Origin of the sequence: Desulfovibrio gilichinskyi (assembly GCF_900177375.1) — a bacterium.
Taxonomy (GTDB): Bacteria; Desulfobacterota; Desulfovibrionia; order Desulfovibrionales; family Desulfovibrionaceae; genus Maridesulfovibrio; species Maridesulfovibrio gilichinskyi.
On the sequence record NZ_FWZU01000001.1, the window covers coordinates 130,450 to 156,711 of the forward strand.

The 26,262-nt window shown below is 41.9% G+C and carries 24 protein-coding genes; 8 read left to right on the plus strand and 16 right to left on the minus strand.

Features of this window, described 5'->3' with window-relative positions; genetic code table 11:
- Window positions 1-79 precede the first annotated feature (79 nt).
- From B9N78_RS00545 to eutC, 4 genes are all read left to right on the plus strand, one after another.
- The gene (locus B9N78_RS00545; protein WP_085096794.1) at window positions 80-592 is read left to right on the plus strand and encodes a TRAP transporter small permease subunit; all 513 of its coding nucleotides are present in this window, start codon (window positions 80-82) and stop codon (window positions 590-592) included.
- Window positions 589-1,911 (plus strand): TRAP transporter large permease, encoded by a 1,323-nt coding sequence (locus tag B9N78_RS00550; RefSeq protein WP_085096797.1) that lies wholly within the window; start codon window positions 589-591, stop codon window positions 1,909-1,911. Before B9N78_RS00545 ends, B9N78_RS00550 begins: the two co-directional genes overlap by 4 nt.
- Window positions 1,912-2,003: 92 nt before the next feature.
- Window positions 2,004-3,368: an ethanolamine ammonia-lyase subunit EutB gene (locus tag B9N78_RS00555; protein ID WP_085096800.1), complete on the plus strand. Its 1,365-nt coding sequence runs from the start codon at window positions 2,004-2,006 to the stop codon at window positions 3,366-3,368.
- A complete protein-coding gene (eutC, locus tag B9N78_RS00560; protein WP_085096803.1) occupies window positions 3,368-4,156 on the plus strand; it encodes an ethanolamine ammonia-lyase subunit EutC in 789 nt (262 codons plus the stop codon). The genes B9N78_RS00555 and eutC overlap by 1 nt, the downstream gene beginning before the upstream one ends.
- Window positions 4,157-4,221: 65 nt before the next feature.
- Here eutC and hydF read toward each other — a convergent pair whose 3' ends face one another.
- From hydF to B9N78_RS00610, 10 genes are all read right to left on the minus strand, one after another.
- Entirely contained in the window at window positions 4,222-5,424 is a 1,203-nt protein-coding gene (hydF, locus tag B9N78_RS00565) for a [FeFe] hydrogenase H-cluster maturation GTPase HydF (protein WP_085096806.1), read from the minus strand.
- On the minus strand, window positions 5,414-6,421 hold the full coding sequence (gene hydE, locus B9N78_RS00570; RefSeq protein ID WP_085096809.1) for a [FeFe] hydrogenase H-cluster radical SAM maturase HydE: 1,008 nt from the start codon (window positions 6,419-6,421) through the stop codon (window positions 5,414-5,416). Before hydE ends, hydF begins: the two co-directional genes overlap by 11 nt.
- Before the next feature lie 37 nt (window positions 6,422-6,458).
- Window positions 6,459-7,031 carry a hypothetical protein gene (locus B9N78_RS00575; RefSeq protein ID WP_085096812.1) on the minus strand — a complete coding sequence of 191 codons (573 nt, stop codon included), beginning with the start codon at window positions 7,029-7,031 and terminating at the stop codon, window positions 6,459-6,461.
- Window positions 7,032-7,033: 2 nt separating this feature from the next.
- Complete coding sequence (locus B9N78_RS00580; RefSeq protein WP_245805429.1) at window positions 7,034-8,467, minus strand: aspartate ammonia-lyase; 1,434 nt, start codon at window positions 8,465-8,467, stop codon at window positions 7,034-7,036.
- A gap of 18 nt (window positions 8,468-8,485) precedes the next feature.
- Entirely contained in the window at window positions 8,486-9,913 is a 1,428-nt protein-coding gene (gene hydG / locus B9N78_RS00585) for a [FeFe] hydrogenase H-cluster radical SAM maturase HydG (RefSeq protein WP_085096815.1), read from the minus strand.
- A 17-nt stretch (window positions 9,914-9,930) separates the two neighbouring features.
- A complete protein-coding gene (locus tag B9N78_RS00590; protein ID WP_085096818.1) occupies window positions 9,931-10,173 on the minus strand; it encodes a TM1266 family iron-only hydrogenase system putative regulator in 243 nt (80 codons plus the stop codon).
- A gap of 280 nt (window positions 10,174-10,453) precedes the next feature.
- A complete protein-coding gene (locus tag B9N78_RS00595; protein ID WP_085096821.1) occupies window positions 10,454-10,792 on the minus strand; it encodes an iron hydrogenase small subunit in 339 nt (112 codons plus the stop codon).
- A 13-nt stretch (window positions 10,793-10,805) separates the two neighbouring features.
- Window positions 10,806-12,116 carry a [FeFe] hydrogenase, group A gene (locus B9N78_RS00600; protein WP_425429854.1) on the minus strand — a complete coding sequence of 437 codons (1,311 nt, stop codon included), beginning with the start codon at window positions 12,114-12,116 and terminating at the stop codon, window positions 10,806-10,808.
- Window positions 12,117-12,362: 246 nt separating this feature from the next.
- Window positions 12,363-14,117 (minus strand): GNAT family N-acetyltransferase, encoded by a 1,755-nt coding sequence (locus tag B9N78_RS00605; RefSeq protein WP_085096826.1) that lies wholly within the window; start codon window positions 14,115-14,117, stop codon window positions 12,363-12,365.
- A 214-nt stretch (window positions 14,118-14,331) separates the two neighbouring features.
- Window positions 14,332-14,631, minus strand: a complete 300-nt coding sequence (locus B9N78_RS00610) for a YciI family protein (RefSeq protein WP_085096829.1) — start codon at window positions 14,629-14,631, stop codon at window positions 14,332-14,334.
- A 123-nt stretch (window positions 14,632-14,754) separates the two neighbouring features.
- Here B9N78_RS00610 and B9N78_RS00615 point away from each other — a divergent pair, with 123 nt between their 5' ends.
- The 3 genes from B9N78_RS00615 to B9N78_RS00625 all read left to right on the plus strand — a co-directional run bounded on the left by B9N78_RS00615 (window position 14,755) and on the right by B9N78_RS00625 (window position 17,124).
- The gene (locus B9N78_RS00615; protein WP_085096832.1) at window positions 14,755-15,759 is read left to right on the plus strand and encodes a fatty acid desaturase; all 1,005 of its coding nucleotides are present in this window, start codon (window positions 14,755-14,757) and stop codon (window positions 15,757-15,759) included.
- A gap of 278 nt (window positions 15,760-16,037) precedes the next feature.
- Complete coding sequence (locus tag B9N78_RS00620; protein ID WP_085096835.1) at window positions 16,038-16,367, plus strand: STAS domain-containing protein; 330 nt, start codon at window positions 16,038-16,040, stop codon at window positions 16,365-16,367.
- Window positions 16,368-16,632: 265 nt separating this feature from the next.
- Window positions 16,633-17,124, plus strand: a complete 492-nt coding sequence (locus tag B9N78_RS00625) for a YajQ family cyclic di-GMP-binding protein (protein ID WP_085096838.1) — start codon at window positions 16,633-16,635, stop codon at window positions 17,122-17,124.
- A 108-nt stretch (window positions 17,125-17,232) separates the two neighbouring features.
- On the opposite strand, the gene B9N78_RS00630 is transcribed toward B9N78_RS00625, so the two are convergent.
- From B9N78_RS00630 to B9N78_RS00655, 6 genes are all read right to left on the minus strand, one after another.
- A complete protein-coding gene (locus B9N78_RS00630; RefSeq protein WP_085096841.1) occupies window positions 17,233-19,185 on the minus strand; it encodes a PEP/pyruvate-binding domain-containing protein in 1,953 nt (650 codons plus the stop codon).
- Between the two features lie 21 nt (window positions 19,186-19,206).
- Window positions 19,207-21,141: an ATP-binding protein gene (locus B9N78_RS00635; protein WP_085096844.1), complete on the minus strand. Its 1,935-nt coding sequence runs from the start codon at window positions 21,139-21,141 to the stop codon at window positions 19,207-19,209.
- The gene (locus tag B9N78_RS00640; protein WP_085096846.1) at window positions 21,138-22,100 is read right to left on the minus strand and encodes a phosphate/phosphite/phosphonate ABC transporter substrate-binding protein; all 963 of its coding nucleotides are present in this window, start codon (window positions 22,098-22,100) and stop codon (window positions 21,138-21,140) included. The genes B9N78_RS00635 and B9N78_RS00640 overlap by 4 nt, the downstream gene beginning before the upstream one ends.
- Before the next feature lie 61 nt (window positions 22,101-22,161).
- Window positions 22,162-22,809 carry a hypothetical protein gene (locus B9N78_RS00645; RefSeq protein WP_085096849.1) on the minus strand — a complete coding sequence of 216 codons (648 nt, stop codon included), beginning with the start codon at window positions 22,807-22,809 and terminating at the stop codon, window positions 22,162-22,164.
- A 94-nt stretch (window positions 22,810-22,903) separates the two neighbouring features.
- Window positions 22,904-24,064 (minus strand): sulfite exporter TauE/SafE family protein, encoded by a 1,161-nt coding sequence (locus B9N78_RS00650; protein ID WP_085096852.1) that lies wholly within the window; start codon window positions 24,062-24,064, stop codon window positions 22,904-22,906.
- Between the two features lie 173 nt (window positions 24,065-24,237).
- The gene (locus B9N78_RS00655; protein WP_085096855.1) at window positions 24,238-25,023 is read right to left on the minus strand and encodes a DUF169 domain-containing protein; all 786 of its coding nucleotides are present in this window, start codon (window positions 25,021-25,023) and stop codon (window positions 24,238-24,240) included.
- Between the two features lie 423 nt (window positions 25,024-25,446).
- On the opposite strand from B9N78_RS00655, the gene B9N78_RS00660 reads away from it, so the two are divergent.
- Entirely contained in the window at window positions 25,447-26,199 is a 753-nt protein-coding gene (locus tag B9N78_RS00660; protein WP_085096858.1) for an N-acyl homoserine lactonase family protein, read from the plus strand.
- Window positions 26,200-26,262 lie beyond the last annotated feature (63 nt).

Here is a 26,262-nt window from a genome sequence, read left to right on the forward strand (position 1 = left end):
TTTAACTAATTTAAGTAGCTGATATCTGTAAAGCACTTAAATTACTAATTTAAATTGTATTAAATAAAGAGAATGAATCATGCCTAAAGCAATTAAAATCTACGTCAAATATATAGACGCGATAAATTGCCGTGTCGGGCATCTATCGTTGTATCTCGTATTTGTGATGATGGGCATTCTGCTTTTGTCATCCATTGCGAGAGCTATATTCAACACACCGCTGATCTGGGCGGTGGAGATGGCTCAGTTTACCATGGCAGCATATTATCTGCTCGGCGGAGGATTTTCTATGATCCTCAGAGCACACGTTCGCATGGACGTTTTTTACAGTCAATGGTCGGAAAAAAGAAGAGCTGTCACAGACACGATTACTTCATTCTTCCTGATTTTCTATTTGGGAGTCCTGCTTTACGGCGGCCTTTCAAGTACTGCCTATTCACTTGAGTACGGACAGAGAAACTATTCTGCTTGGGCACCGCCTATGTCGCCGATCAAAATAATTATGGTCATCGGTATAACCCTGATGCTGCTTCAGTCCTTCTCTAATTTCTTTAAGGACGTAGCAAAAGCCACAGGGAGAGAAATTAAATGAGTCATGAAATGATAGCCCTCATGATGTTCTCAACACTCATGGTCATGTTAATGACCGGGCAGCGAGTGTTCGGAGCAATCGGATTTATCGGCGCGGCGTCATCACTGTTCCTTTGGGGGAACGGCGGAGCAGAGATGCCTTTTAATGCCAGTATTTCACTTCTTAACTGGTATCCGCTTTTAACATTGCCTCTGTTTATTTACATGGGGTATATGCTTTCTGAATCCAGTATTGCGAACGATCTGTATAAAATGCTGCATGTCTGGATGGGATCTTTAAACGGCGGTCTTGCCATAGGAACAATCGTTTTGATGGTTGCTATTTCCGCCATGAACGGACTCAGTGTTGCCGGAATGGCAATCGGAAGCAGTATAGCCTTGCCGGAGATGCTGAAGCGAAATTATGACAAGCGAATGGTCACAGGGGTTATTCAGGCGGGGTCCTCACTCGGGATTATGGTTCCGCCAAGTATCGTACTTGTTCTGTATGGTATGATCGCCCGTCAGCCAGTAAGCCGTTTGTGGTTGGCTGGGGTTTTTCCGGGGCTTCTATTTGCCGTAATGTTTATTATCTACATTGTTGTTCGTTGTAAAATTCAGCCGGAACTCGGACCTGCACTTTCACTTGAAGAACGCAATGTCAGCAAGGCTGAAAAATTTAAACTGCTCGGCGCAGGAATTTTGCCTCTCGCAATTATATTCTCCGTAACCGGACTTTTTATGATGGGCGTAACAAGCCTTGTTGAAAGCTCAGCTGTCGGCGCAGTTGCCGCAACTTTAGCAGCATGGGGTAAAGGTCGCTTAACTAAAAAAGTCATGGATAATACTCTGCATCAGACTCTCAGTGTCAGCTGTATGTTTATGTGGATTATTCTTGCAGCTCTTTGTTTCGGAGCTGTGTTCGATGGTCTCGGCGCAGTTCATGCCATCGAGCGACTCTTTATTCAAGAATGGGGACTTAGTCCTTGGGGCGTTCTCATCATGATGCAGGTTTCCTACATCGTTATGGGAATGTTTCTTGATGATACCGCAATGCTGGTTATTGTTGCGCCGCTTTACATTCCGCTTATTATCACACTCGGTTTCAATCCGATTTGGTATGGCGTACTTTACACAGTAACATGTCAGATTGCATATATGACTCCGCCTTTCGGTTACAACCTTTTCCTTATGAAGGCTATGGCTCCGAAGGAAGTTACTCTGGTGGATATTTATAGTTCTATTGTTCCGTTTGTAATATTGATGGTCATCGGCCTCTGCCTGATTATGGCTTTCCCTCAGATCGCTCTATACTTGCCAGATATGTACTTTAGCAGTTAGTGTCTGCTTAAGCTGAGTAACCTTACATAAAATTAGCGGACAGTTAGGCTTAAATATAAGTCTGACTGTCCTAACTAACGGAAGCCTGCAAAATGAGTACACTAAAGAAAGATAAAAAAAGTTTAAGAACACTACTGGCTTTGGCTTCACCGCTTCGTTCCGGCGATGTCTTGGCAGGCGTTGCAGCAGGAACAGAAGAAGAACGAATTTTAGCACAGATAGAACTCTCTGAAGTTCCTTTAACAAGGTTTCTAAATGAACCTGTTATTGCTTATGAAAAAGATGAAGTTACACGTCTTATTATCGACGATCACGACAAAGAAGCCTTTGCACCTGTAAGCAGTTTCACTGTTGGAGAATTCCGCGACTGGCTTCTTACAGACGCAGTTTCAACTGATGTGCTTACAAAACTTGCACCGGGCATCACTCCTGAAATGGCGGCCGCGGTTTCAAAGCTTATGCGTATGCAGGATTTGATTCTTGTCGCATCTAAATGTCAGGTCATTACAAAATTTCGCAATACCTTGGGGTTGCCCGGCAGATTTTCTGTGCGCTTGCAGCCTAATCACCCGACTGATGATTTGAAAGGAATAGCCGCTTCAACTTTAGACGGGCTGTGTTATGGCGCAGGTGACGCTGTTATCGGCATCAATCCAGCTACGGATAATGTTGAAAATATTACCCGCTTGATGTGTATGCTGGATGATATAGTTGAAAAACATTCCATCCCCACGCAGACATGTGTTCTGACCCACGTTACAACAACAATGGAAGCGATTAAGGCCGGAGCTCCGGTTGATCTTTGCTTTCAATCCATTGCAGGAACTGAAGGTGCTAACGCCAGTTTCGGTGTCAGTTTGAGTTTGCTTCAGGAGGCATATGAAGCAACGCTTTCACTTGGGCGCGGAACAGTTGGAAACAATGTTATGTATTTTGAGACAGGGCAGGGAAGTGCTTTGTCTGCGAATGCTCACCACGGTGTTGATCAGCAGACGCTTGAAGCCAGAGCTTACGCTGTTGCCCGTAAATTTAAACCGTTACTTGTAAACACAGTAGTCGGGTTTATCGGTCCTGAATATTTGTATAACGGAAAGCAGATTCAGCGCGCCGGTTTGGAAGATCTCTTTTGCGGTAAACTGCTCGGATTACCGATGGGAGTGGATGTTTGCTACACCAACCATGCGGAAGCTGATCAGGATGATATGGATGTGCTTTTGACTTTGCTCGGGAATGCCAGATGCAACTTTATCATGGGGGTTCCCGGTGCGGATGATATTATGCTCAACTATCAATCCACTTCATTTCACGATGCCTGTTATCTGCGTAAATTACTGAATTTAAAACCTGCACCTGAATTTGAGGCATGGCTTGAAAAAATAGGCATTCATGATGAAAAAGGAAAGTTATTGCCCGCCTCCGGTTCTAATTCATTGATGGCCATAACACAGGGATTATAATGAAAGAAAACAGACCTGAAATTATAACTGTTGACCCTTGGTCCGAGCTTAAAAAATTTACTGATGCCCGTATTTCACTTGGAAGATGCGGAATCAGTCTGCCTCTCAAAGAATCTCTTTCATTCAAACTTGCTCATGCAAAAGCGCGTGACGCTGTTCATTTGTCATTTAAAATTGATGAACTTAAGTCGGAACTTGAAGAAAGCGGACACCCCTGCCTTACGCTTAAGAGCAGCGCTGATGACAGAATGGAATATTTAACTCGGCCAGATAAAGGCAGAGTTTTAAGTGCTGAATCACGTGAATTACTTGAAAAACAGGAAACAGGATATGACGTGTGTGTGGCTGTAGGGGATGGACTCTCATCTCGCGCAATTCATGAAAACGGATATAATTTTATTCATGCATTTATGCCTTTGCTTGAGCAGGCAGGAATTAAAGCGACTCCTGTCTGTTTGATTGAAAACAGCCGCGTTGCAATTGCAGATGAGATTGGAAGTATTCTTTCGGCAAAGCTTTCAGTGATACTTATTGGAGAAAGACCGGGGCTTAGTTCACCTAATTCAATGGGAATTTATCTGACCTACAATCCTAAGCCCGGCACCACTGACGAAGCTCGCAACTGTATTTCAAATGTACGTGACGGCGGTTTAAGTATCGCAGACGGCGTTCAAAAGTTGGCTTACTTAGTTGAGCAGGCTTTGATTACAAAGAAATCAGGCGTAGAACTTAAGGACAAGATGCCAGCTAATTACTTGCCGTTTAATGAGATTAAAATGATCAGTTAGCTAATATTTTTTAAAATGCGTAAATGAAAACCTCTTACACTGTTTTAAGTGTAAGAGGTTTTTTGCTATAAATTAAACGGTGCAATAATCCTTTCAAGCACTCCCTGCACTTTTGAAATTGCAACTCCGTAATTGGTTATGGGTACTCCTCTGCGATTACATTCTGTAACTCTTCGCAGCATTTCGGTGCGATTCAGCATACATGCGCCGCAATGAATTACCAGTTTGTACTTTTCAAGATCTTCCGGGAAATCGTGTCCTGCATATGTTTCAAATTTGACGTTCTTCCCTGTATATTGGGTGACCCAGCGCGGTATTTTCACCCGTCCGATGTCATCCGCAACGTCGTGATGTGAGCAGGCTTCTCCCACAAGCACAATGTCTCCGTTTTCAAGAGTATCAATAGCTTCCGCGCCTTTGACAAGGCTTGGTAAATCACCTTTAAAGCGGGCAAAAAGAGTTGAAAAAGTGGTTAACGGAATGTCGTCCGGAACATCACCCGCAACGGTCAGCACTACTTGTGAATCTGTAATGACCAGAGCAGGCTTACGTTTCATGTTTGATAGAGTTTCTTCAATTTCGCGGTCTTTAACAGTGACGGCTACCGCGTCACAGTCCAGAATTTCCCGTATGACTTGAACTTGAGGTAAAATAAGTCTTCCTTTAGGCGCAGCCAGATCAATCGGAACAACACAGACAACCCAGTCTCCTTCTCCGAAAAGGTCTCCGGCTAGAACAGGTGTTTGTTTCATTTCATCCGGTGACAATTCAATGATGGCTTTTTTTATTTCCTTAATGTTTAAGCCCGTTGTTGCGGAAACTTCTAAGAATGGAAAATTGTTTTCACGGCAGTAATTGAGTTCTTCCGCTGAAGGAGTACGCAGATCGTTTTTATTAAACAGGATAACGAATGGAATTTTAAGTTCACATATGTTGCTGATAATATTTTTTTCATAATCGGTGATGCCTTCTTCTCCGATCACAACAAGGGCAACATCAGATCTCCATAAAACTTTCTGGGTGGCTTTTATCCGAAGTTCTCCAAGTTCGCCTGTATCATCAAGTCCTGCTGTATCGTAAAAAGTTACCGGGCCGAGCGGAAGCAGTTCATAATGTTTGGCAACTGCGTCGGTAGTCGTTCCCGGCTGGTCTGAAACAATAGAGATATCTTGGTCTACAATTGCATTTATCAGAGAGGATTTTCCGGCATTTCGTCTTCCTGCCAGAGTTATAACCAGTCTGACTCCGCGTGGTGCTTTATTGGACATTCTTGCTCCTTCTTGAAAATCCTTTCGAAGATGAGGGGATGAAGTTTAAATTTCTGATCATATTTTCAGTTTGAAATAGAGAATCTGAAACATCAATTGCAACAGAATTTTTACCGGGATAAATGTTGTAATCAGCGCGATGTGCAGATGGGGTGACAGAAGGCATTATTACGTTGCACCCTCTGCCGAGTCCGAGTTCTCTGCCTCTTGAATCAAAAGAATCAAGAGCAGATGTAGCCGGAATATTGGCTCCGGGATTTAAAATGCGGAGCAGGGCGGTTACCCGGTACGAGAGTAATAAATCTCCGGCAGCACACTCTGCAAAGGGAGTATCAGGGTGTGGAATAAAAGGGCCTGCTGCAATCATATCCAGCTTAAGATCAGTCAAAAACAGAAGGTCCTGCAAAATATCTTTTATGTTTGAACCTGGTAAGCCGACAATGATGCCTGAACCTATTTCGTAGCCCATATCACGCAGTGATTTTATGCGATGAAGCCTTGCTTCGAACGATTCGCCGCTCCTGATTTTTTCATATAACTCAGGGTTTGAAGTTTCAAGCTTAATTAGACAGCGGTCTGCGCCGCACTGCGCCCAATAAGCATATTCATCAAGTCCGCGGTCCCCAACGGATAAGGTGACTGCAACGTCGTAACGATTCTTAAGTTCCGTAACCAATTCACCAATCTGCTTTTTTGTGTAGCTGAAATCGTCTCCTGACTGTAAAACAATTGTCCGTGCTCCGTTTGACGCTGCCGTTTCGGCTGCTTCCAAAATTGTAGGTAGATCAAGGCGGTAACGATTTATTTTAGAATTCGGAGCTCTAAGCCCGCAATAAAAACATTTTTTGTTGCAAACATTTGAAAATTCAACAATTGCACGAATGAAAATTTCATTTCCAAATATATATTTTCTTGTCTGATCGGCAAGTTCAAAAAGTTCATCATCATTGTGACCGTTTAAGTAGTTCAGAATTTCCAGTTTACTGAGTTCGTACATATAATTATGATCCTGAAATTAAATTGCGATTTATTACTTATAATTTTGAAATATTCATTAACTTGGCGCATTCATTTATCAGCCGGAATGCGGCAATTTCCTCTTTTGTGGAGTTTGCCGGAGGTCGGCCGGATTTCGTCCATTCAAACATTTTTTCAACATCAGCTTCAACCATACCCCAGAAACCTTGCGGCGCATGTTGCGCAGCGTATGCATACTGACCGAAACAGAGAGTGTCATCTACAATAACAAGGGGGAGGTTCGGCCACTTGCGGACCGGATGCAACTTAACTTTTGCGGGATATTTTTCTGCAATGCCAGCTATAAATGAATATGAAATTTCGACTTCATCTTCAATTGATTGTCTGGAAATTCCGAACCTGAGAATTTCAAGAAAATATTTTTTCCAATTTAAATCAAGTGCCGGATTTATTGCAATAATATCAAGTTGTCTGAACTCCTTTTTGGTAAGAGCCGTCTCAAGTCCTGCCATGTGCCGCGCAGATTTTGCGAAGGGTCCGTAAACCGCGCCGTTAAGAATTATCCGGCGGGATGCTGCGGAAAAAAGTTCTGGAATATTCAGTTCTTCGGTACCTGCAAAAAGTTTCATCTTTATTTAATCCAGCGGAGGTCAGCAGCTACGTAACCGAGTTTGCAAAGTCTGTTCGGGGATAAAATTTCATCAATTTCTTCTGGTGAAGCAATATCTTGATGTATCAATTCTTCGCGGATTGTTCTTCCTGCATTTTTTGCATCTGTCAGAATATTTTCAACCCGTTCATATCCCAGCACCGGAACCAGAACTGTTGCGAGGGCATAGCTTTTTTCAACGTGCTTTTTACACCTGTCATGGTCAGCGGTTATTCCCGCAATACAATTTTCTGAAAGCCCTTTAGTTACATTAACTAAAAGCGTCAGGGATTCGAGCAAAGAATGTGCAATAAGCGGAAGCAAGTGGTTTAACTCTAACTGTCCCATCGAGGCGGCTAGGGTAATGGTTTGATCATTTCCCATAACCTTTAACGAGATCTGTGTTGCCGCTTCCGGCATGACAGGGTTAACTTTACCTGCCATGATTGAAGATCCGGCCTGAAGAGTCGGGAGCTTAATTTCACCAAGGCCGGTTGCAGGTCCGCTGGCAAGCAAACGCAAATCAGATGATATTTTAACCAGATTTACAGCGTATGCTTTAAGGAATCCTGAAACCTCAACAAAGGAATCCATATTTTGTGTAACGTCGATTAAATTCTCAGCACGCGAAACAGGCAGGCCCGTTATCTGCTTTAGTTTTCCTGCTGCGCATAGGATGTAATCGCGCGAAGCTCCAAGCCCGGTTCCGATAGCGGTTCCACCTAGATTAACTTTTTTGATCCTTTCTCGGCACTTGAAAATTCTCCATCTGTCCCGTGCTACAGCTTCCGCAAAAGCTCCGAAGGTCATGCCTAAAGTCATGGGCACAGCATCATTTAATTCAGTTCGCCCGACTTTTACAACATTTCGGAATTCTTGTTCTTTAAGCTGAAGTGACTGTTGGAGTTCTGCCACTTCAGCTTCAAGTTTTATTAAAAGGTTGAGCGTGGCCACCTTTAAAGCCGTGGGGTACACGTCATTGGTGGACTGATGCATATTCACATGTCTTAGAGGATGTACCAGCAAATAATCGCCACGCTCACCATTTAGAAGTTCAATCGCGCGATTGGCGATAACTTCGTTGAAGTTCATATTGGTCGAAGTTCCGGCTCCGCCTTGAAAAGGATCAACAATGATTTCATTATGGAGATTGCCGGAAGCTATGTCTTTGCACGCTGTGATAACAGCGTTACCTATTTTTTCATCCATGTGCCCAAGTTCAACATTTGCAACTGCGCAAGCTTGTTTAACCATGGCAAAGGCGCGAACGAATTCCGGATGCATTTGATAACCCGAAAACGGGAAATTATGCACGGCTCTTAAAGTATGAATACCGTAATAACCCTCAACCGGGATATTCATTTCGCCAAGTGCGTCTCTTTCGATCCGCATTTTTCTTTTTTCGGTATCCGACATAGCTGCTCCGATTATATTTTACAGGTAAAGATCTCTCTCACCTGCTTCCATACGAGTAACTCTGTCAGTTAGCAACTTTCTTCGATCAGGGTCGGCATAACTATCAAGTTCTTTGCGGATAAGTTCATTACCAAGTTTTTTAGTTTCTTCTGAACCGTAATCTTCCAGATATTCTTTAAAGGTCAAAAGACCGTTCGGCAGACAGAATTTTTGTATAAATCCTGTTTTGGCAAGTTCCATAAAATGTTCACCAGTACGGCCGAGACGGTAACACGCCGTACACCATGACGGGACATAGCTTTGTTCACCCTCGATAAGGCTGCGGATAACTTCATCAAGACTGCGGCTGTCACCTATACAGAACTGCTGGACATCTGGACGATCATATTGAGGATCACTGTATGCTCCGGGATAGGTTCTTGAACCGGCAGAGATCTGTGAAACTCCGACTTCAAGCAGCTCTGTGCGGAAATCGGCATTTTCACGGGTTGTCAGAATAAGCCCTGTGTACGGAACAGCAAGGCGGAGTACCGCTACAACCTTTTTGAAATTATGGTTGGATGACAGGTAAGGAGGATTGAAAGCAAGCTCTGATCCCTGAGCCGGTTCAATTCTGGGGAATGAAATAGTATGAGGGCCGACTCCGCAGTCTTTTTCGAGCTGTTTAGCATGGTAAAGAAGTCCCATAACCTCAAAGATAGGATCAAATAAGCCGAAGAGTGCACCCATTCCTACGTCATCTATCCCTGCTTCCTGTGCACGATGCATGGCATAGAGTCTCCATAAATAATCAGTTTTTTTGCCAGCCAGATGAACTTTTTTATATGTTTCCTGATGGTATGACTCATGAAAACACTGGTAAGTACCGATGCCGACATCATGAAGTTTTTTGAAACCGTCAACATCCAGAGGAGCACAGTTAATATTTACCCGGCGAATTTCGCCGCTTTTATCTGAGGTTACTGAATAAACATCGCGTACTGTTTGAGCAATCCAGTCTGCATTATATTTAGGATGTTCTCCGTAAACCAGCAAAAGTCTTTTGTGACCGATCTTTTCCAGAACTTCTACTTCTTTGCGGATTTCTTCTGAACTTAGTGTTCTGCGATTTAAATCTTTGTTTTCTGCGTTGAATCCGCAGTATGCGCATTGGTTGACGCATTCGTTGGAAATATACAGAGGAGCAAAAAGGACTAATCTGTTTCCGTAGATTCCTCGTTTGACTTCCATAGCTGTTTCAAAAATTTCGTTATCCAGATCTTTATCGGTATTTTTAAGAAGCACAGCGGCTTCAAATGGGGTAAGACCTTTTCTTTCTTTTGCTTTGGTAAGAATATCCCTAACCTGAGCAGGTTCAGGGTTGGTTGCTTTTTCCATTTCAGACCAGATAAGATCTTCATCTATAAATGATTTAAGATTGTGCCCAGAATTATTAATATTTTTCATGATTTTGTCCTGATTTTTTAAACTAGAAGTGATTTAACTTTAACACCGTCAAGCATCCCGAGTTTTCCCGTCAAAGCTCCAACTTCATCGGTAGTAGCTTCTATAATGATACCGATAACGTTTACACCTTTTTCGCGGAAAGGAAGGCCCATACGTCCGACGATTATATCACCGTGTTCACTGAGTGTCTGATTGACTTTCGGTGCAGATTGAAATCGATTTTTAATCGTTATGCCAATGATTCCTAACCGTTTATCCATGCAGTTACTCCGATCTACTGATGAGTCGCAGGCAGAAAAATATTCAGGTAGTAATCTGCAATGGTTATGAAGGCGGGTATTCCGGGCGGCAACCAACTTTCAGCTGGCAGTTCCGGAAGACTCGACCCCGGGATCAGGACAAACCCTTTCCGTAGGCAGACTCTTCGGCTGATATTTTACTGAATACAACTTTGTGCAGGGTATATAAAGATTACAATCAAGCGCCGACCCTTGGATCAGATCCACCCTAGCCGCAGGTAAACGCTGTTTTTATTATGAACTAGAAGTTAAACTTATACCCTTTGGCTTTAAGGGCACTTAGCTTAGCACTGCGATCAATGTATTCCGTATGAAGCAACTCATGGGACTTATGTCCGCAAGGTCCGTCATGCAGAAAACCGCTATCTTTATTATATATTTTGGTGATCATCGGGTTATTCTGTGATTTTCTGAATTTGTATATTTTGGGGTTTGCATCTGTTGCGTAAACAGATTTCTGCCTCAAAGCTACAAAACTCATTGCTGCGGCAAAAGCTTCGGAAGCAATGTTCACACTGAGCATCGCGTAACCGGTAAGTACTCCACAAGCTTTTAAGAAACTGCGTCTTTTCATTTTCATATCTCAGTTCTCCTTAAGCCTTGATTTTACGGGCTCTGAACCGTCTATTAATCTGAGCAACAGTACTTCTGAAGAGTGAAGCCTGAATTTCAGGATCAAGGGGTTGACCACCGCCGTTCACGCAGCCACCGGGGCAAGTCATGATCTCGATGAAGTGATAAGGAGATTTTCCTGCTCTTACTTCATCACATATTTTTGCAGCATTTTTCAGCCCGCTGGCAATAGCAACTTTAACAACTCCGAAATTCGGAACATTGATATCAGCTGTTTTGATGCCTTCGTGCGTGCGAACAACTTTTATGTTTGGATCGTTCAGCTTTTCACCTGATAGGACTTCATAAGCAAGTCTGAGGGCCGCTTCCATAACACCGCCGCTATTACCGAAAATAGTGGCAGCACCGGTTGATTCGCCTAATACGGGATCAGGCTCCTGATCCGGCAGATTATTAAAATCTATACCAGCTGCTTTAATCATGTACGCCAGTTCTCTGGTGTTGATTGTGGCGTCGATGTCACTGAAACCGCTGTCATTCAGTTCCGGGCGTATGCCTTCATATTTCTTGGCAATACACGGCATAATTGAAACAGTATAAATCTTTTTGGGATTAGTGCCTGTTTCTTTTGCACCGTATGTTTTGGCTAAGGGGCCAAGCATTCCTATCGGAGATTTACAGCTTGAAAGATTAGGCATCAGATCCGGATAGAATGTTTCAGCAAACTTTATCCAGCCCGGGCAACAGGAGGTAAACTGCGGCAAAGGTCGTGCATTCGTTTGTCCCTGTTCCTTTACACGCTGGATCAGCTCCGTACCTTCTTCCATGATGGTAACGTCGGCAGCGAATTCAGTATCCCAGATGTAGTTGAATCCCAGTTTTCTGAGAGCTGCGTGCATCTTACCGCCAACGTATGTTCCGGTAGCAGCACCGAAACATTCCCCGAGACCGTAACGAACAGAAGGGGCGGGCATGGAGACAACAATAGTGTCAGGGTCTTTGAGTTTTTCAAACAACTCATCAACAAAAGAGACACCTTCGTAGATTGCTCCATAAGGACAGTTGGTTAAGCATTGTCCGCAGTTCATACATGCTGCGGGGTCGACTACCTGATGAATTCCGTCACTGTTTATAGACTGAATTGCACCGGTAGCACAGACCTCTTCACACGCTCCGCAAGCCTGACATTTGTCTGCATCGACCTGGATAAAAGTAATTCTATCCGGGTCTGTGCCGTCTTTAGGAGCGTAATTCCGATACATGACACCTTCGATAAGTCTCATACTTCCCTCCGCATCCGGGTGAATTGCAGATAGGTCCGCCGGGGCCATCACCGGTCCTGACTTGGGTGTACATCCTGACATAGGATATCCTCCTTGGTTAAACTGATGTTCAATTTGTTTGAACTCGAGTATACATAATTCAAAATGGTAACACAGATCAACAATTATTATTATAAAGTTGTATCTCTGCTGAGAGACAAGTAAAGCCAATAGTTTTCATTAATATTGAAAACTATTGGCTTTATTATTTGAGTGTGCCGGATTTTAAGAAAAGCTGTCTATTTTATAGTTTACTCATCTTTGGATAGCTTTTGCTATTCCTTTGTGAAGTCCCTGAAAAAAGCTGCGTGCATTTATTCCGAGAGAGCGGATGAGATATCCACCTTCTTGAACAACCAAAGTGCGCAGTCCCAGTTCACCGATAAGAAGTCCATTGGTGGTGAAATCTTTTGCAATCAGGGACCATGTTCCTGTCGGGTCACCTTTGGCAGGATCGAGCCCCAGTGAAACAACTAGAAATGACGGCTTGAAATTACGAATAACGTCTAAGGCTCTACGCAAGGTGTTATGAAACATCTTGCCGTCAACATGTTCCAGCAAAGGGAAATTGCGATTGAAACCAAGTCCCGCATCTTTTCCGGTTTCTTCTGTAAATCCGCTGAAATACGGGTAGGCAAATCTTGGGTGACCGTGAATTGACACTGTCAGTACGTCATTACGTTTGTAGAAAATATTCTGTGTTCCATTGCCGTGATGGTAATCGATATCGAGTACCGCTACTGATCCGAAACCTGAAAGATAGTTTGCGGCAATAGAAGCTGTATTAAAATAGCAAAAACCTCCGAAAGCTTTACGCTCTGCATGATGTCCGGGAGGGCGTACCAATGCGTATGCTATTCTGCGTCCTTCAAGAATTGTATCCGCGGCAGTAAGACCGCAATCAACTGCTCGTTTGGCAGCTTTCCACGCGTTTGCGTTCAGCGGTGTAAATGTGTCCATGCAATAGTATCCGGCGCGAACAGGCAGTTCACGCGGCGGTCTTGATGCGTTTCTTATAGGAAATACATAAGGGTAGACTGATTTATTTTCAGGAAGTGTTGAGCAGACTTTTTTAAAATATTTAACATAATTCTCGTCATGTACTGCAGTGATGAATGATTCAGAGTAATGCCGGACAGGCGTTTCTTCAAAGAGTCCACTTTTGTCCAGATCTTTCTTGATCCGTGAAATACGAACGGGAGCTTCTACATAGCCGCGTTCGCGTATATGGTGGATATCATGTCGATCATTTAAGATAAGAGCTATTCGTTTATCGTTACTTATTTTTTGGACAGCAGGGCTATTTGCTTCTGTTTGGGGGATATAGACAGGTTGTCTGAGTTCCAAATTTCCTGTCTTAAATGAATTTACGACCATGTCAGTATATTCAGGAGGGCAGACATCTTTATATTTACGAGTTAAGATTGCGCGCACTATGGCCTGTATGCGTGTACGGGATAGTTTGAGAGTTCTGCCGAGAGGGTCAACTACCAGATACGGAGGACAATCATCACTTGAAGTCAGAGGCGTTTCGTAAGCTGTTCCTATTATCGGGCGCGCTCCGTACCGTTCGTAAAACGCCAGTCGCATTTTATTTTCTTTGAGAATCTCCGGCGACGAACAGAGACTTTTATCATCCGGTAAACATTCAAAAAACAGGGCTGTGTCGCCAAGAGCCAGAGCTTCTTCTCTGATTCTTTCGTATAGAGCAGATCCTACTCCGCCTCCGCCGTGGCGCAGACTGACAGAGATGAAGTCTAGAAGACAAAAATTGAGATCTGGAAAATGGCAGAGCAGAGCAAAACCTCGAACTTCAGAGCGGCGTTTTTCTGCAACGAAAAGGATTGAGCGATATTGTTTAAGAAACGGATTTGCCAGCATATCCGGCAGCTGTTCTATTTCACTGTTATTAAGAAGGGGAAAGCGTTCGCTTAGAATTTCTTGAACTTTAGCAATGGCTAAGCGGTCTATCGGGAGCTGCGTGTCGTAAATAGGTCTGATTGTGAACATTTGGGGTGCTTCTTTTATGCAATTTTTTAAGAGAAGTTATTGTAGAAGAAATCAATTCTAACTTTAATTCTCTATATGCTCAGTAGCAAGACAATTTATTTTTTCCCGTAAGATTTGTTGCGATCTCAGCTGTGCGTTGAATTTTTGAGGACAGCATTTATTGTTTCAAAATGCTGTCCACAGTTCAAACTTAAGAATATATTATAAAAGCAAATTAATCTGATAAAGTTTCTTTCAGTATCGAAATTTCATCCATGGTCATGGTCGGAATAAACTCGGTTACAGTATACTGAGCTACTTCGTTTATGTGAAAAGGATCTTCATGTATAATAGTATCAAGTTCTTCAAGTGAAACTCTTTTTGCTAAAATGATTCCGCCAGTGCGTGGGACCTTTCTTCCTGACATAACGAAAACACCTGCTTTATAATATTTTTTTAAATATTTGATGTGTTCATCAATGAACTTTTCTATTTCACTCACAGGTTTTACGTAATTTAGGCTTAAAATATACATTGTTTATTGCTCTCTTTTTTTAGAAATGATAAGTAGACTACTCTTTGGAATTTAGACATTTTTAAATTATCAGGTATATTACTGCAATGTTATTTTTTGTCTAAGCTGCCAAGGGGAAGTGATATGAATGATACCAATAAACTTTCAATTGATGATTTGCGTATCCCGCTTAAACCATACGCAAAACATGAACTTCGACGGGCTGTATGGCAGATTGTGGATACTTATGTGCCATATTTTGGTCTTTGGGGACTTCTTATATACCTGCTAAAGAACGCAGCTCCATTTTTCGTAATCTTTCCGCTTATTATTCTAGCAGCTCTGTTTTTGGTTCGTATTTTCATCATTTTCCACGACTGCACGCATGGCTCGTTCTTCGCCTCGCGCCGAGCCAATACTATACTGGGGTATGTCTCAGGATTTTTGACATTCACTCCTTTTACTTACTGGCAGCACAACCATCTCGTTCATCATGGCACATATGCGAATCTGGACAAAAGAGGGGTGGGCGACCTGTGGACGTTGACCGTAAAAGAGTACCGTGAACTCGCTCCAGCCCAGCGTCTGGCCTATCGCCTTTATCGCAATCCGATCATCTTTTTGGGGATTGGCCCGGGATACACTTTTCTGATTACCCAGCGCTTTTTACACAAATGGGAAGGGATACATGAGCGTTTGAGCGCCATGGTCACAAATGTGGCTATTGTGATGATTGTTGCCATAGCAAGTCTGACCATCGGCATCAAAAGTTATCTGATGATTCAGATCCCGATAATGCTTATTGCCGGTGCGGTAGGGGTGTGGTTGTTCTACATACAGCACCAATTCGAGGGTGTTTATTGGGCGCATCAGGATGAGTGGGACCCTGCAATGGCTGCCATGAACGGGAGTTCCTATTACAAACTTCCCAAGGTCTTTCAATGGTTCACGTGTAGTATCGGCCTGCATCACGTGCATCATGTCTTGCCGAGAATCCCGAATTACAGACTTCAGGAGTGCTATGACTCCAGCCCGGAGATGCAGAAAGTACAGGCATTGAGCTTCTTTAAAAGTTTGAAGTCGTTGAAATTGAACTTGTGGGATGAGAATCAGCAAAAGCTTGTCAGCTTCGCATCATTGAATAGTTAGGAACTCTCCTTCAAGACATATCTGAAACACCTGCTTTATAATATTTTTAAATATTTGATGTGTCATCAATGAACTTTTCTATTTCACTCACAGGTTTTACGTAATTTAGGCTTAAAATATACATTGTTTATTGCTCTCTTTTTTTAGAAATGATAAGTAGACTAATCTTATGAAATCTAGACATTTTCTAATTGTCAGTATTTTACTGAAAAGATTATTTTTTTGTCTAAGTTTGTCAATGATCGGCTGCAGGAATCTTTATTTTTTAGGAGAAGGTGATGAAATTATCTAAGGAAAGAGCAGGGAATTATTTAATTATTGAGATTAAAGAATCACGTCTCGATTCTTCAAATTTTATTCTTCTTAAATCTTCACTGGATGATATTATAAAGCAGGGCGAAAAAAGATTAATAATTAATCTGTCTCAAGTCGGTTTTATGGATTCAAGTGGGATTGCAGGGCTTCTTCCCAGTGTACGGTCCCTTGCCGGAACCGGCCGTCTCCTTTTAGTCGGGCTTACTGCAACTGTTATGCAGCTTTTTAATCTTGGCAAGTTAGACAGGATTTTTGATATTTATCCGTCTGTTGAAGATGCATTAAACAGTTGATTTTTGCAGATCATACATTTTTCCAAATTAGTGCATTTGCCATTAATTTAAAAGCCTTGAATATAGAAATTATTCAAGGCTTTTAAATTTTTGTATAGGGCGACAGACTGTATATTGTTTCAAACGTGATTATTTGGTAGTGTCCTGAAATCAGTTATTTCTGTTTTTAATCCACTTGACTCTCTGAAATGGATTGGTAAAGAACAGGGCTGTATTCAAATAAATAATATGAAATAGTATTTTAATGATATGGAGGATATATCTTATGCCGTCTTTTGATATTGTCAGCGAAGTTGATTTGCAGGAAGTTGATAATGCCGTAAACAATGTGGTCAAAGAAATTGAAACCCGTTATGATTTTCGCGGAGTTAAAACAGAACTTTCTTTTAACAAAAAAGATAAAGTTATTAATCTGGTAACCGGCGACGATATGAAAGTTAAAGCCGTAAGAGATATGCTGATTACCCATTTTACCAGACGTAAAGTTGATTCCAGAGTTATTGATTACGGTGAAGTTGAGCCTACCTCGAAAGGACAGCTTAAACAGGCTATTAAGCTTAAAGAAGGTATTGATAAGGATACAGCTAAGAATCTGGTAAAAATGATCAAAGCCAGTAAGATAAAAGTTCAGGCTGCTATTCAGGATGAGCAGGTCCGTGTAACCGGAAAGAAAATTGACGATCTTCAGGAAGTTATGGGACTGGTCAGAGAATGTGATCTGGAGATGCCTTTTCAGTTTGTGAATATGAAAAGCTAGTTAATTTAAAGCTGAGTACATTTTAAACCCGCCTGAAATTTGCTGATAAAAAGCAAATTTCAGGCGGGTTTTTGTTTATGATTATAGAAGGTTCATGGAATATTAAAATTAATTCAAGTTTGCAATGAATATTGCAGCTTCGCTTGCGGCTTGCTGTTTATTTTGCGCGACAGGTTTGCTTATAGCGATATGGGCAATTATGTGACCGATTGTTGCCAGTTTTTTCTGGATTTCCGCTTCAGTAGATTCTTTATGCACAGCTTCAATCAAATCGCCCTGATTTTCAATTTCAAAGCCTACAGGAATTAAAACTTTCTTTATGAATTCAATTCTTGCTATGCGTTCGTCGGCAGAACCGTCTCCGCCTTTAAATCTGAAATGAATATGGTTTTTGCTATAATCCTGATCACACACAGTATCAATTTCAGATAAATCTTTTTCAGATTTAAGTTTTATATTCAGATATGTTTTTGAGAGGATAGCGTAACCTTCAATAGAGTTTTCTTCAGACCATCCGGGACGTTTTGCCCCGAGTCCGAACCATAGAGCCCACATGGGAACTGATTTGATGTCATCCGGAGATATTTCCATTTTCCCCGCAGCAGTTGTGAAAAGACCCTCTTGGAGATTCAGCACTGTCAGCGATATAGGCTGTCTGGCCGTTAGATGTTTAGCCCCGTCTAAACCGAGTCCTTCTTTGCTGATTAGAGAAAACATTTCTGAAATTGCTTTTTCATTGGCAAAGCGGACAAGATCATACATGGATTTACTTTTTTCAGGTAAAAACATTTCCGTATTTTGAGCAGAAATTTTAAGGTTCGCAATATATTGCAAAGTCCTTTTCATGCGGTCGACAGCTCTTACGCCTTTGTTTGGGTAAGGCTCTGCCGAGGTTATGAATACTCGGTTGCGAAGGTCGGTAATCCATTTGCATTTTTGGGGGACACCAAGCATCTTTTCAATTTCACATCCATTTGCATTTATTGTTTTGGCAGAGTGAAGTGATAGAGACTGTTTTTCAGGATTTGAAAGTCTGCGCTGTTTTTTCCGTCTTGAAAATATAAACGGGTCTGAGTCATTGTCACTTAAAACAGCAGAACATCCTGTTTCCTGATCTGCCGGCGGAAGATCTGTTTCAGGATTGTGCAGAGTTTCAAGTGAACCTGAATCCTGTGTTTTTATTTCCGGCTGAATGATAACCGCAACAGGAGTTTCTCTATTGGAATAGCCGAGCTTGATGCGTGCTTTTATAGATTCCGGCGAAAATTTGCAGAGTACAGCTTTTTTCCACGCACTTACAATGTCTTGCGGATTGACATTGTGAATTATTGTGCTGTTTTCAGGAAGTATACAGGACTCGTCTTCAGGAGTCACACTGGCTGAAAGTATCAGTAAATTACCGCCCTTGGCTGTTTCGAGCGCTGCAATTTCGAGTTCGTTAGTGATTGCTTCCGGCATTTGCGCTTTCACAAAAACAGAAATCAGAGCTTCGGAAGTATTCTTTAGCTGCTCAGGATCAGTAGACGTCACCGACTCTAAAATATGATCAATATGTACTCTGAGGTCATTAGCTTCAATGAAGTAATTGTAAACTCCGGAGCTTATAACCATACCATCCAAAACATTTATGTCTGTCTCAGAAATAATGCGTGCAAGGACCACGGCATTTGCTCCGGCATGCGCGGTGTGTTTTGCAGATTCTGACAGAGCAAGTGTGAACGGCATTGAAATATCAGGGTCCGGCACGGTCACAGCCATACGAACATAGAAATTTATTTTGTTATAATAATCCATTAAATCCATAAAACGTATCGGGTTCATAGATTGCAATTGCTCGAGCATTAAATGAACTTTATTGCCGAGGTCTATGGACAGTTTTTCTACATTGGCCCAATCCACTTCGCTTAGACCGAATCCGATGTCTTCAATACGTGAGATTATGTGCAGACATTCTTCTTCAAGGTCCATCAGCATTTTAAATGAATTATATCTTCTTCTAAGCAGTCTACCGGGGGGGAATGTTTCGTAAGTCCAATGATTAAAAAGCTTATTAAATTTCATGTGGTATATTAATGTTATAGATTAAACTGAACCTGTGCTCAGAACTTGTTCTTCGGCGGATATTGCATCAAGCGGTAAGACAACTTTAAAGAGAGTTCCGGGACCGGAGTTTTCAGGGAGGTTCATTCCTTTTGAAATAGATCGTGGAAGAGGGCTGATTGCTTCAATTGTTCCGCCGTGATCTTTTATAATTCCAAATGATACTGAAAGGCCGAGTCCTGTCCCTTTACCGACAGGTTTGGTTGAGTAGAACGGGTCGAAAATTGTACCTAACTTTTGCGGGTCTACGCCGTGTCCTGAGTCAGCAAACAGAGCTGTTATGGTCATAGTTGATATGTCTAAAAGTGTTGTAATCTGGATAGTTCCCTGTTCGTTAACAGCTTCCATCGCATTTGAAAGCAGATTCAGCCAGACTTGCTTAAGTTTTTCAGGATCACCGTGAATAATCGGGAATCGCTCATCAAGCACTGTTTCGATTTCAATTTGCTCAAGTTTGAATGTGTGACTGACGAGCTGTAGGACTTCAAGAATTGAATTGTTAAAACACATTTCGGTCTTTTCGCTCTCAGTTTGTCTGGAAAACCCAAGCAAATCCGAAACAATTTTACGGCAGACACGAGCCTGCTTTTCAATAATTTTAAGATCTTGTGAAATTTGATCTTCCGGTGAGAGATCGTCTTGTAAAAGCTGAGCGTATCCAAGAATAATCCCGAGAGGGGTATTGATTTCATGAGCAACGCCGCCCGCGAGCTTTCCTACCGATTCCATCTTCTGCGATTGAATAAGTTGAGCCTGATAGCTTTTAAGTTCTGTTATTTCGCGGGCAGTTGAGAGAACTCCGATAATTCTGTCGTTTTCAGAATAGACAGGGACCCTTATGGTGTGAAACCAGCGAACCGTTGAATCATGTTCATCCTGTTCGCGCGTCTCTTTATTAATGATCAGTCCGCTCGTTAAAACTTTTCGGCTTTCTTCCACTCTGATTTCAGCTTCATGAGCAGGAAACAGATCTTGATCTTTGAGCCCGATTATCTCTTCTTCGGTTTTACCTAAATGTTTAGCAAGTGGTTTGTTCATAGCCAGATATGTATAAGTCGGTCCTAACAGAGATATATAATCCGGCGAAACATTAATTATAGTTTTGAGAAGTTCTTTTTGTCTGGTCAGGTTTGTTTCTGTTATTTCAAGGTCTTCAATATGACTTTCTAGATTCATTGCCATTGCATCAAAAGTATCCGTCAATTCTTGAATCTCATCACCTTTTAAAAATTTCTTATAAAACTTACGGTTCTTATCCGGAGTTGAATCTTTGTATATTTCCGGTCCCAAGTGTGTGCGGACAATATCAACAGCATGCTTTTGAAGTTTACCTAACCTGACAGTCATGCGTCTTGCAAAATGTGTTGAAACCAGAACAGCTATAAGCAGGACTGCTCCTGTTAAAACAAAGATTGCAAACATCAGGTTTTGGACAACGCTTTGAATGCCTGCTCTCGATAATCCGATGCGGACAGTTCCAAGTTTTTTCCCACTGATAAAGATGGGCGCAGCAAAGTCATAAATTTTTAATAACCCTGTATCGACCATGACTATATTGATTAATTTGCCTGGAGAATTAGCTTCGCGCAGTTGTACTGGGAATCCTTCATTGAAGGTGCTTGCAAGAACTCTATCTTTATCATCGAGAATAAACGCATAAACTATTTCGTCATCGGCTTTTTTTACTTCGTTAACCATTGATCCAAGCTGAAGAAGGTCAGTAGAAAGCATGGGATCTTGAGCTCTGAGTGCTAAATTTCCGGCTAATACTTCACCGCGTTTGCGTGTCTGATCCACTAGAGCTTCTGACGCCATGCTGGTAACGAAAAAAGCAATAATCAAGGCTGTGAAAACGACAATCAGCGTTAATCCAAGATTGATCTTTGTGCGAAAGCGCAACCGTGAAAGGAAGGTCATTTCTTACCTCCCCATTCTTTGCTATGTATAGTGGTAAGCCCTAATTTAGCCATGAGTTGTCTGATAGAATCATAGTCACTGTCTTGTGCCGGAATAATTCCACGCATTCCGGCTTGTTTTAAAATTTCCGCCTGCTTTGGGTTGTCCATGGAAAGTTTAAACATAGCGTTTGCGATGAGATTTTTTATTTTAGGGTCAAGCCCTTTGCGAGCTGCATATACCCAGCTCGGATATGGTTCAGTTTCTGCTACAATTTTGAGCTTAGAAATATTAACTTTGTCTTTTACTATATCAAGTGTCCCTTCGCGAATTGAAGCAAAATCGTATTTTCCGGCATAGACAGCGAGAACCGCTTTTTCCTGTTTTCCTCCAGGTCCGGCAGCAAATGCGATCTCTTTAAAATCATCGGCAGTAATACCTTGGTCGAGAAACAGCCCCAGAGCAAAAAGATAGCCTCCGGCAGAAAGGGGGTCGACAGCAATCCAGCTTTTTCCTCTGCAGTCTTTAATTTTGCGAATGAAACGGTTGTCACGTCTTGCTATTATCTGTCCCCTGAAAGTAGGGCTGCCTGAGGGCTCTATTATGCGGGCGAATGCTTGCGCTCCGGAATTCGCTATTTTTATGTAGGTCATCGGGTTTGAAAAGGAAATATCAATATCTCCGTTTTCAACCATTCGGCGGTGTTCTTCAAATGTATCAGGGAAAACCTGCCTGAGAGTCAGGCCGGTTTCTTTAGCGATATATTCGATTAGTTTGTTATGTCTTTGATATGAAACTTTATGTGAATATTGCGGAAGATATGCGTAAGTAATGGCTGTTTCAGGCTCGGGAACGCTTATTTCTTCCCGGATAGACATGTCTACTTTAACTATATTCTCATCCAGACCATGTCCGCGAAGATATAGAGCTATGCCGATAAGCAACAGGACTGTAGGGATTAAAAACTTAAGTTTCAGCATTTAGTTTCCTATGCGAGAGAAGCTATCTTCCCCCTAACGCATGCTGAGCAGGGCGGAAGCTTTACAAGTTGCTTTTAAGCGGGCGGTGTGAAGTCAGGTTTTCTTGCTTTGAAGAATTATTTTTTTTAAATTCAGGAGCAAGATCTGTCCATGATGTCATTTCGCCGGCTTCAAGAGCGTCTTCTTCTTTCAGTTTATCGATTTTGCCAAGAAATGGAATGAATTTTCTGATTCTGGAAAAACAAAATCTTAGAACTATATAAGTTAAAATGAAAACAAAAGGATATCCAAGCCCGAAATTTATATATGGAATAGTGTGGATAGAAATAGTGCCGAATCTTCCTTGAAGCCATGCCAGTGCGAAAGCAACTGGCCAAAGTGATACTGCAAAAAGAGCTGCGTGAGAGAAAAAGACTTTTCCGAAATATTCATTGGCCCAATGGTTGGCCGATTTATAAACTTTTTTGTTTTTACGACGGATAGCTTCAATAGAAATATTGTGCATGCGGGTCATTTTTTGATTGAGGTCTGTATAATATTTTCTGTTCCACAGATATATCAACGACATACTTACTTCGCCTGCTACTGTACACCATAAGGCCACAACCGCTGTACCGAACCAGAATGCAATAACTTCAGGGACGGGAATACGGTAAGGGGTAATTAATATAGTATCAAGAACAGATAAAATCGTATTTGTATCAATCATCAAAAAACTCCGTTTAGTAAGGCCGTCCCCTGCAAAGAGTGGTGGCAGGGAACGACCTGTATATGGTGGTGCTTATAATCTATAAACGTACCGTCTAGAACGGAGGCAAGAAGCTGTAACCGAGGAAGCCCTTGGTTGCGTAACGGATACCAACGTAAAGTGCGAGAACAATAAAGAGTCTCTTGAGCCATACGTCAGGGATGTACTTGGAAGTGCGTGGTCCAATAAAGGAACCGACAAGGATACCGACAAGTTCAACACCGATCAGAGGCCAGAATACAGGAGTATCTTTAACAACCATGTAGGTGAAGATAGAAGTTGTCATACCGACCAGAACAGCCAGAGCTGATGTTCCTGCTACGAGGTACATAGGAAGCCCGGCAACACTTGTCAGGAAAGGAACAAGCAAGAATCCGCCGCCGACTCCGAGGAAGGAAGCGAGTGATGCGATGCAGAAACCACCGACAACTGGAATCAGAGGGTTGAAAGAGAATTCTACACCGTAGAAAGTGAAAATACACTTGGTGAGAGAAAAGCTGATAACTTTAACACCCAAAGACTGGGTATCAACGGCTCCGCCTTCTTTTTCTTTTTTGATTGATGCTTCGAAAGCTTTTGCTGCTTCTTTAGCTTCTTTCTTGTTTGCCTGTCCTCTAGGAGATGTTTCGTAAAGGAGGTAACAACCGAGGAAAAGAACGAAAAGACCAAAGTATCCGATGTAGTCTTTCAGAGAAATTTTACCTGCTGTGAGCCAAGGCACAAGGTATGAACCTGCGATTGAACCGGCTGCAAGTGAAAGTCCCAAAGGAAGAACAAGACGACCCATCTTGAAGTAGTTGTAAGAAGACATCGCTGCGGATGTACCTACAAGCCACTGGTTGGATACACGGATAGAGTCTGTAACGAGCTTGTTCATTACAGGAGAAGTTTTCTTGAATGTAGAAGCAAAGTTACCGAATCCGTAGATGGTGATGTGACCTACACCAGCCATGATTCCGCCGAATGCGCCGACAGTTGAGAAAATCCAACCAACCCAGATTGCCCATGCAAATCCGAGAATAAGGTTAGGGGATGGAGCTCCGTTGATTCCTAAGAATCCGGTAGCCAGTTCGGTGTTGATTTCGCCTGGACCTGTACCTTTAGGGGTGGCATCGATAGCAGCTTGCAGTTTGCCTGCGAAGGCCGGCTCGAAAAAAACCACCACTGCCAGCGCCGCCAGAGCCATAATCAAAAGGCTTTTGCGGGATTTAAACATAGTGTATCTCCTTAAGTGAAAGTTGGTTTTGCCAGATATTTTATTACCTGTTTCCGTTGCAGCGGATTCAGGAAATTAAGCGTTAAAATAGCCAGCGTCTTCATTTGTTGCTCGGAGCGTATGCCGTTACGGTATACGCTCCTCTTTATTTCGATGTTCTGTAGACAGAACAGCTATTTCGGTTCTTCGTTTTTCTTGAAGATGATCAAAGGACAGTTCTTACAAACATCAGCACCGGGGAATCCATCGCCGGGGCGTGTGATTGCGCCGCTGCCTTTTTCATTAATGCGCTCAACGAGTCTGTCCACAACGGCTTTAAATTTTGTGCCTGGAATCATTACGTTGATTTCACCGCGTTCGGTTTTACCTGCATTATAGCTACCGGAGCATGCTGGGCACATATTGAATTCGTCTTCAATATAAGAATAAACAGTACCACCGCATGCGGATGAGTTCATTGTTACATTAGGACGAAGCGGGTGAGTGTCAGTTGCAGCCATGTAATCTACTGCAAGGTGGTAGGACTGCATATTATCTACATAAAAGTGGACAACATCAGGTTCGAATACACCGTCAATATCTCCCAGAGGCGCAACAGCTATTCCGATAAGGCCTTTAGGGAGCTGAGATTTAGTCTTAACAAATTTTTCAGCCTGTGCGAGGTCGCGGGTGTATTTTGCGTGTCCTTTGATTTCAGCATCATCAAGGTCTTTCCAGCCGAAGCTGTACTTTGCGTTTCCACACATGAGGCCGTCGATGTCTGAGTAAACGGTCTGCCCTTTCATGCGGGCAGCAATTTCCCACTGGCAATAAGTCATAGGCTTGACTGGAGTAAAGAATTCGGCAGTTTTTTTGAACTGGTCGACTTCTTCTTGTTTAAAGAAAAATTTAACAGCGACTGGATAATGATAAAGTCTCATTTCCTTCATCAGCAATTCTTGAATTTCCTTGTAAGTCATAACTTCCTCCTCGTCCGTTAATTAATATTTACCCGGCCGTGAAGGCCGATAGCTTGTTAAGTTAAAGGTTATTTATAAGTCTGTGATATAATTCTCAAGTAAAAATGAAATAGAGAAAAAAATAACTTTTTCACATAAACATGTCTTTAAAATAGCTGTTTTGGAACCTGTGATTGTGAAAAAAGTAACAATATTTATTTTTTGATAATAAAATAAGCAAGTTGAGTTTTATTTATTGATTGTTATAAAATTCTTTAAGTTGTTTTTAGATTATTAATAAGGTTAAAAGGTCGAATTGTGTTAATTTTCACTTTGTTTCCAGGTCGGTCTTAAACCAGATTCTTTCTTCTTATAGCTAGATAGCGTAGAGTTAGCATACTAGAAAAAAATAGTCACTCGTCAAATTTTTATGTCGGAGGAAAAATGAATACATATAAAATACATCCTATTGTAATGGGAACAAAGAGATTTGATAAGGGGATGATGACATATCAGCATGACTATGGAACTCCATATATTATACCTATTTATTGCTGGTATTTGGAAGGTGGAGATAAGACTGTTATTGTTGATACCGGCGAAATGAAACCTGTTATCTCCGATGATCGCGAGAAGGGGCTCGGGGGTAGAATTTATACTTTTGAGGATGGTTTAGCCAAATACGGTTTAAAACCTGAAGACATAGATATTGTTATTCATACTCATTTACATAACGACCATTGTGAAAATGATTATAAATGCGTGAATGCTAAGATTTATGCTCACCGTAAGGAGCTTGAACACATACATAATCCTCATCCTTTAGATTTCAGATATCTGGAAGATTATATAGAAGATGTTGAAGATAACGGGCAAATTGAAATAATTGATAGTGATTGTGAAATAGTTCCCGGAATCAGAGTAAAGCATACACCGGTACATACGGAAGGCGGGCTTACCGTACTTGTAGATACCAAAGGCGGATTAGCTGCAATTACCGGTTTTTGTGTAATTATGGAGAATTTTTATCCGCCGCTTGAAGTAACCGGTATGGAAATGGAAGTGATACCTCCGGGTACAAGTGTTAACACCTACAAAGCGTATGATATCATGCTCGAAGTGAAATCGCTTGCAGATATAATCATTCCGCTCCATGAGCCGCTATTTGCAAAGGTTGATACTGTCGAAGGAACATAATTTTTGATTAATCATTTTTGATTAATCATTTTTGCTCTGTATAATTTATTAATGGGGAAAAAT

Bases quoted from the DNA above. Each gene is read 5' to 3' on its own strand.
- B9N78_RS00545 (WP_085096794.1), top strand. From the start codon at position 80: ATGCCTAAAGCAATTAAAATCTACGTCAAATATATAGACGCGATAAAT.
- B9N78_RS00550 (WP_085096797.1), top strand. From the start codon at position 589: ATGAGTCATGAAATGATAGCCCTCATGATGTTCTCAACACTCATGGTC.
- B9N78_RS00555 (WP_085096800.1), top strand. From the start codon at position 2,004: ATGAGTACACTAAAGAAAGATAAAAAAAGTTTAAGAACACTACTGGCT.
- eutC (WP_085096803.1), top strand. From the start codon at position 3,368: ATGAAAGAAAACAGACCTGAAATTATAACTGTTGACCCTTGGTCCGAG.
- hydF (WP_085096806.1), bottom strand. From the start codon at position 5,424: ATGTCCAATAAAGCACCACGCGGAGTCAGACTGGTTATAACTCTGGCA.
- hydE (WP_085096809.1), bottom strand. From the start codon at position 6,421: ATGTACGAACTCAGTAAACTGGAAATTCTGAACTACTTAAACGGTCAC.
- B9N78_RS00575 (WP_085096812.1), bottom strand. From the start codon at position 7,031: ATGAAACTTTTTGCAGGTACCGAAGAACTGAATATTCCAGAACTTTTT.
- B9N78_RS00580 (WP_245805429.1), bottom strand. From the start codon at position 8,467: ATGTCGGATACCGAAAAAAGAAAAATGCGGATCGAAAGAGACGCACTT.
- hydG (WP_085096815.1), bottom strand. From the start codon at position 9,913: ATGAAAAATATTAATAATTCTGGGCACAATCTTAAATCATTTATAGAT.
- B9N78_RS00590 (WP_085096818.1), bottom strand. From the start codon at position 10,173: ATGGATAAACGGTTAGGAATCATTGGCATAACGATTAAAAATCGATTT.
- B9N78_RS00595 (WP_085096821.1), bottom strand. From the start codon at position 10,792: ATGAAAATGAAAAGACGCAGTTTCTTAAAAGCTTGTGGAGTACTTACC.
- B9N78_RS00600 (WP_425429854.1), bottom strand. From the start codon at position 12,116: ATGGCCCCGGCGGACCTATCTGCAATTCACCCGGATGCGGAGGGAAGT.
- B9N78_RS00605 (WP_085096826.1), bottom strand. From the start codon at position 14,117: ATGTTCACAATCAGACCTATTTACGACACGCAGCTCCCGATAGACCGC.
- B9N78_RS00610 (WP_085096829.1), bottom strand. From the start codon at position 14,631: ATGTATATTTTAAGCCTAAATTACGTAAAACCTGTGAGTGAAATAGAA.
- B9N78_RS00615 (WP_085096832.1), top strand. From the start codon at position 14,755: ATGAATGATACCAATAAACTTTCAATTGATGATTTGCGTATCCCGCTT.
- B9N78_RS00620 (WP_085096835.1), top strand. From the start codon at position 16,038: ATGAAATTATCTAAGGAAAGAGCAGGGAATTATTTAATTATTGAGATT.
- B9N78_RS00625 (WP_085096838.1), top strand. From the start codon at position 16,633: ATGCCGTCTTTTGATATTGTCAGCGAAGTTGATTTGCAGGAAGTTGAT.
- B9N78_RS00630 (WP_085096841.1), bottom strand. From the start codon at position 19,185: ATGAAATTTAATAAGCTTTTTAATCATTGGACTTACGAAACATTCCCC.
- B9N78_RS00635 (WP_085096844.1), bottom strand. From the start codon at position 21,141: ATGACCTTCCTTTCACGGTTGCGCTTTCGCACAAAGATCAATCTTGGA.
- B9N78_RS00640 (WP_085096846.1), bottom strand. From the start codon at position 22,100: ATGCTGAAACTTAAGTTTTTAATCCCTACAGTCCTGTTGCTTATCGGC.
- B9N78_RS00645 (WP_085096849.1), bottom strand. From the start codon at position 22,809: ATGATTGATACAAATACGATTTTATCTGTTCTTGATACTATATTAATT.
- B9N78_RS00650 (WP_085096852.1), bottom strand. From the start codon at position 24,064: ATGTTTAAATCCCGCAAAAGCCTTTTGATTATGGCTCTGGCGGCGCTG.
- B9N78_RS00655 (WP_085096855.1), bottom strand. From the start codon at position 25,023: ATGACTTACAAGGAAATTCAAGAATTGCTGATGAAGGAAATGAGACTT.
- B9N78_RS00660 (WP_085096858.1), top strand. From the start codon at position 25,447: ATGAATACATATAAAATACATCCTATTGTAATGGGAACAAAGAGATTT.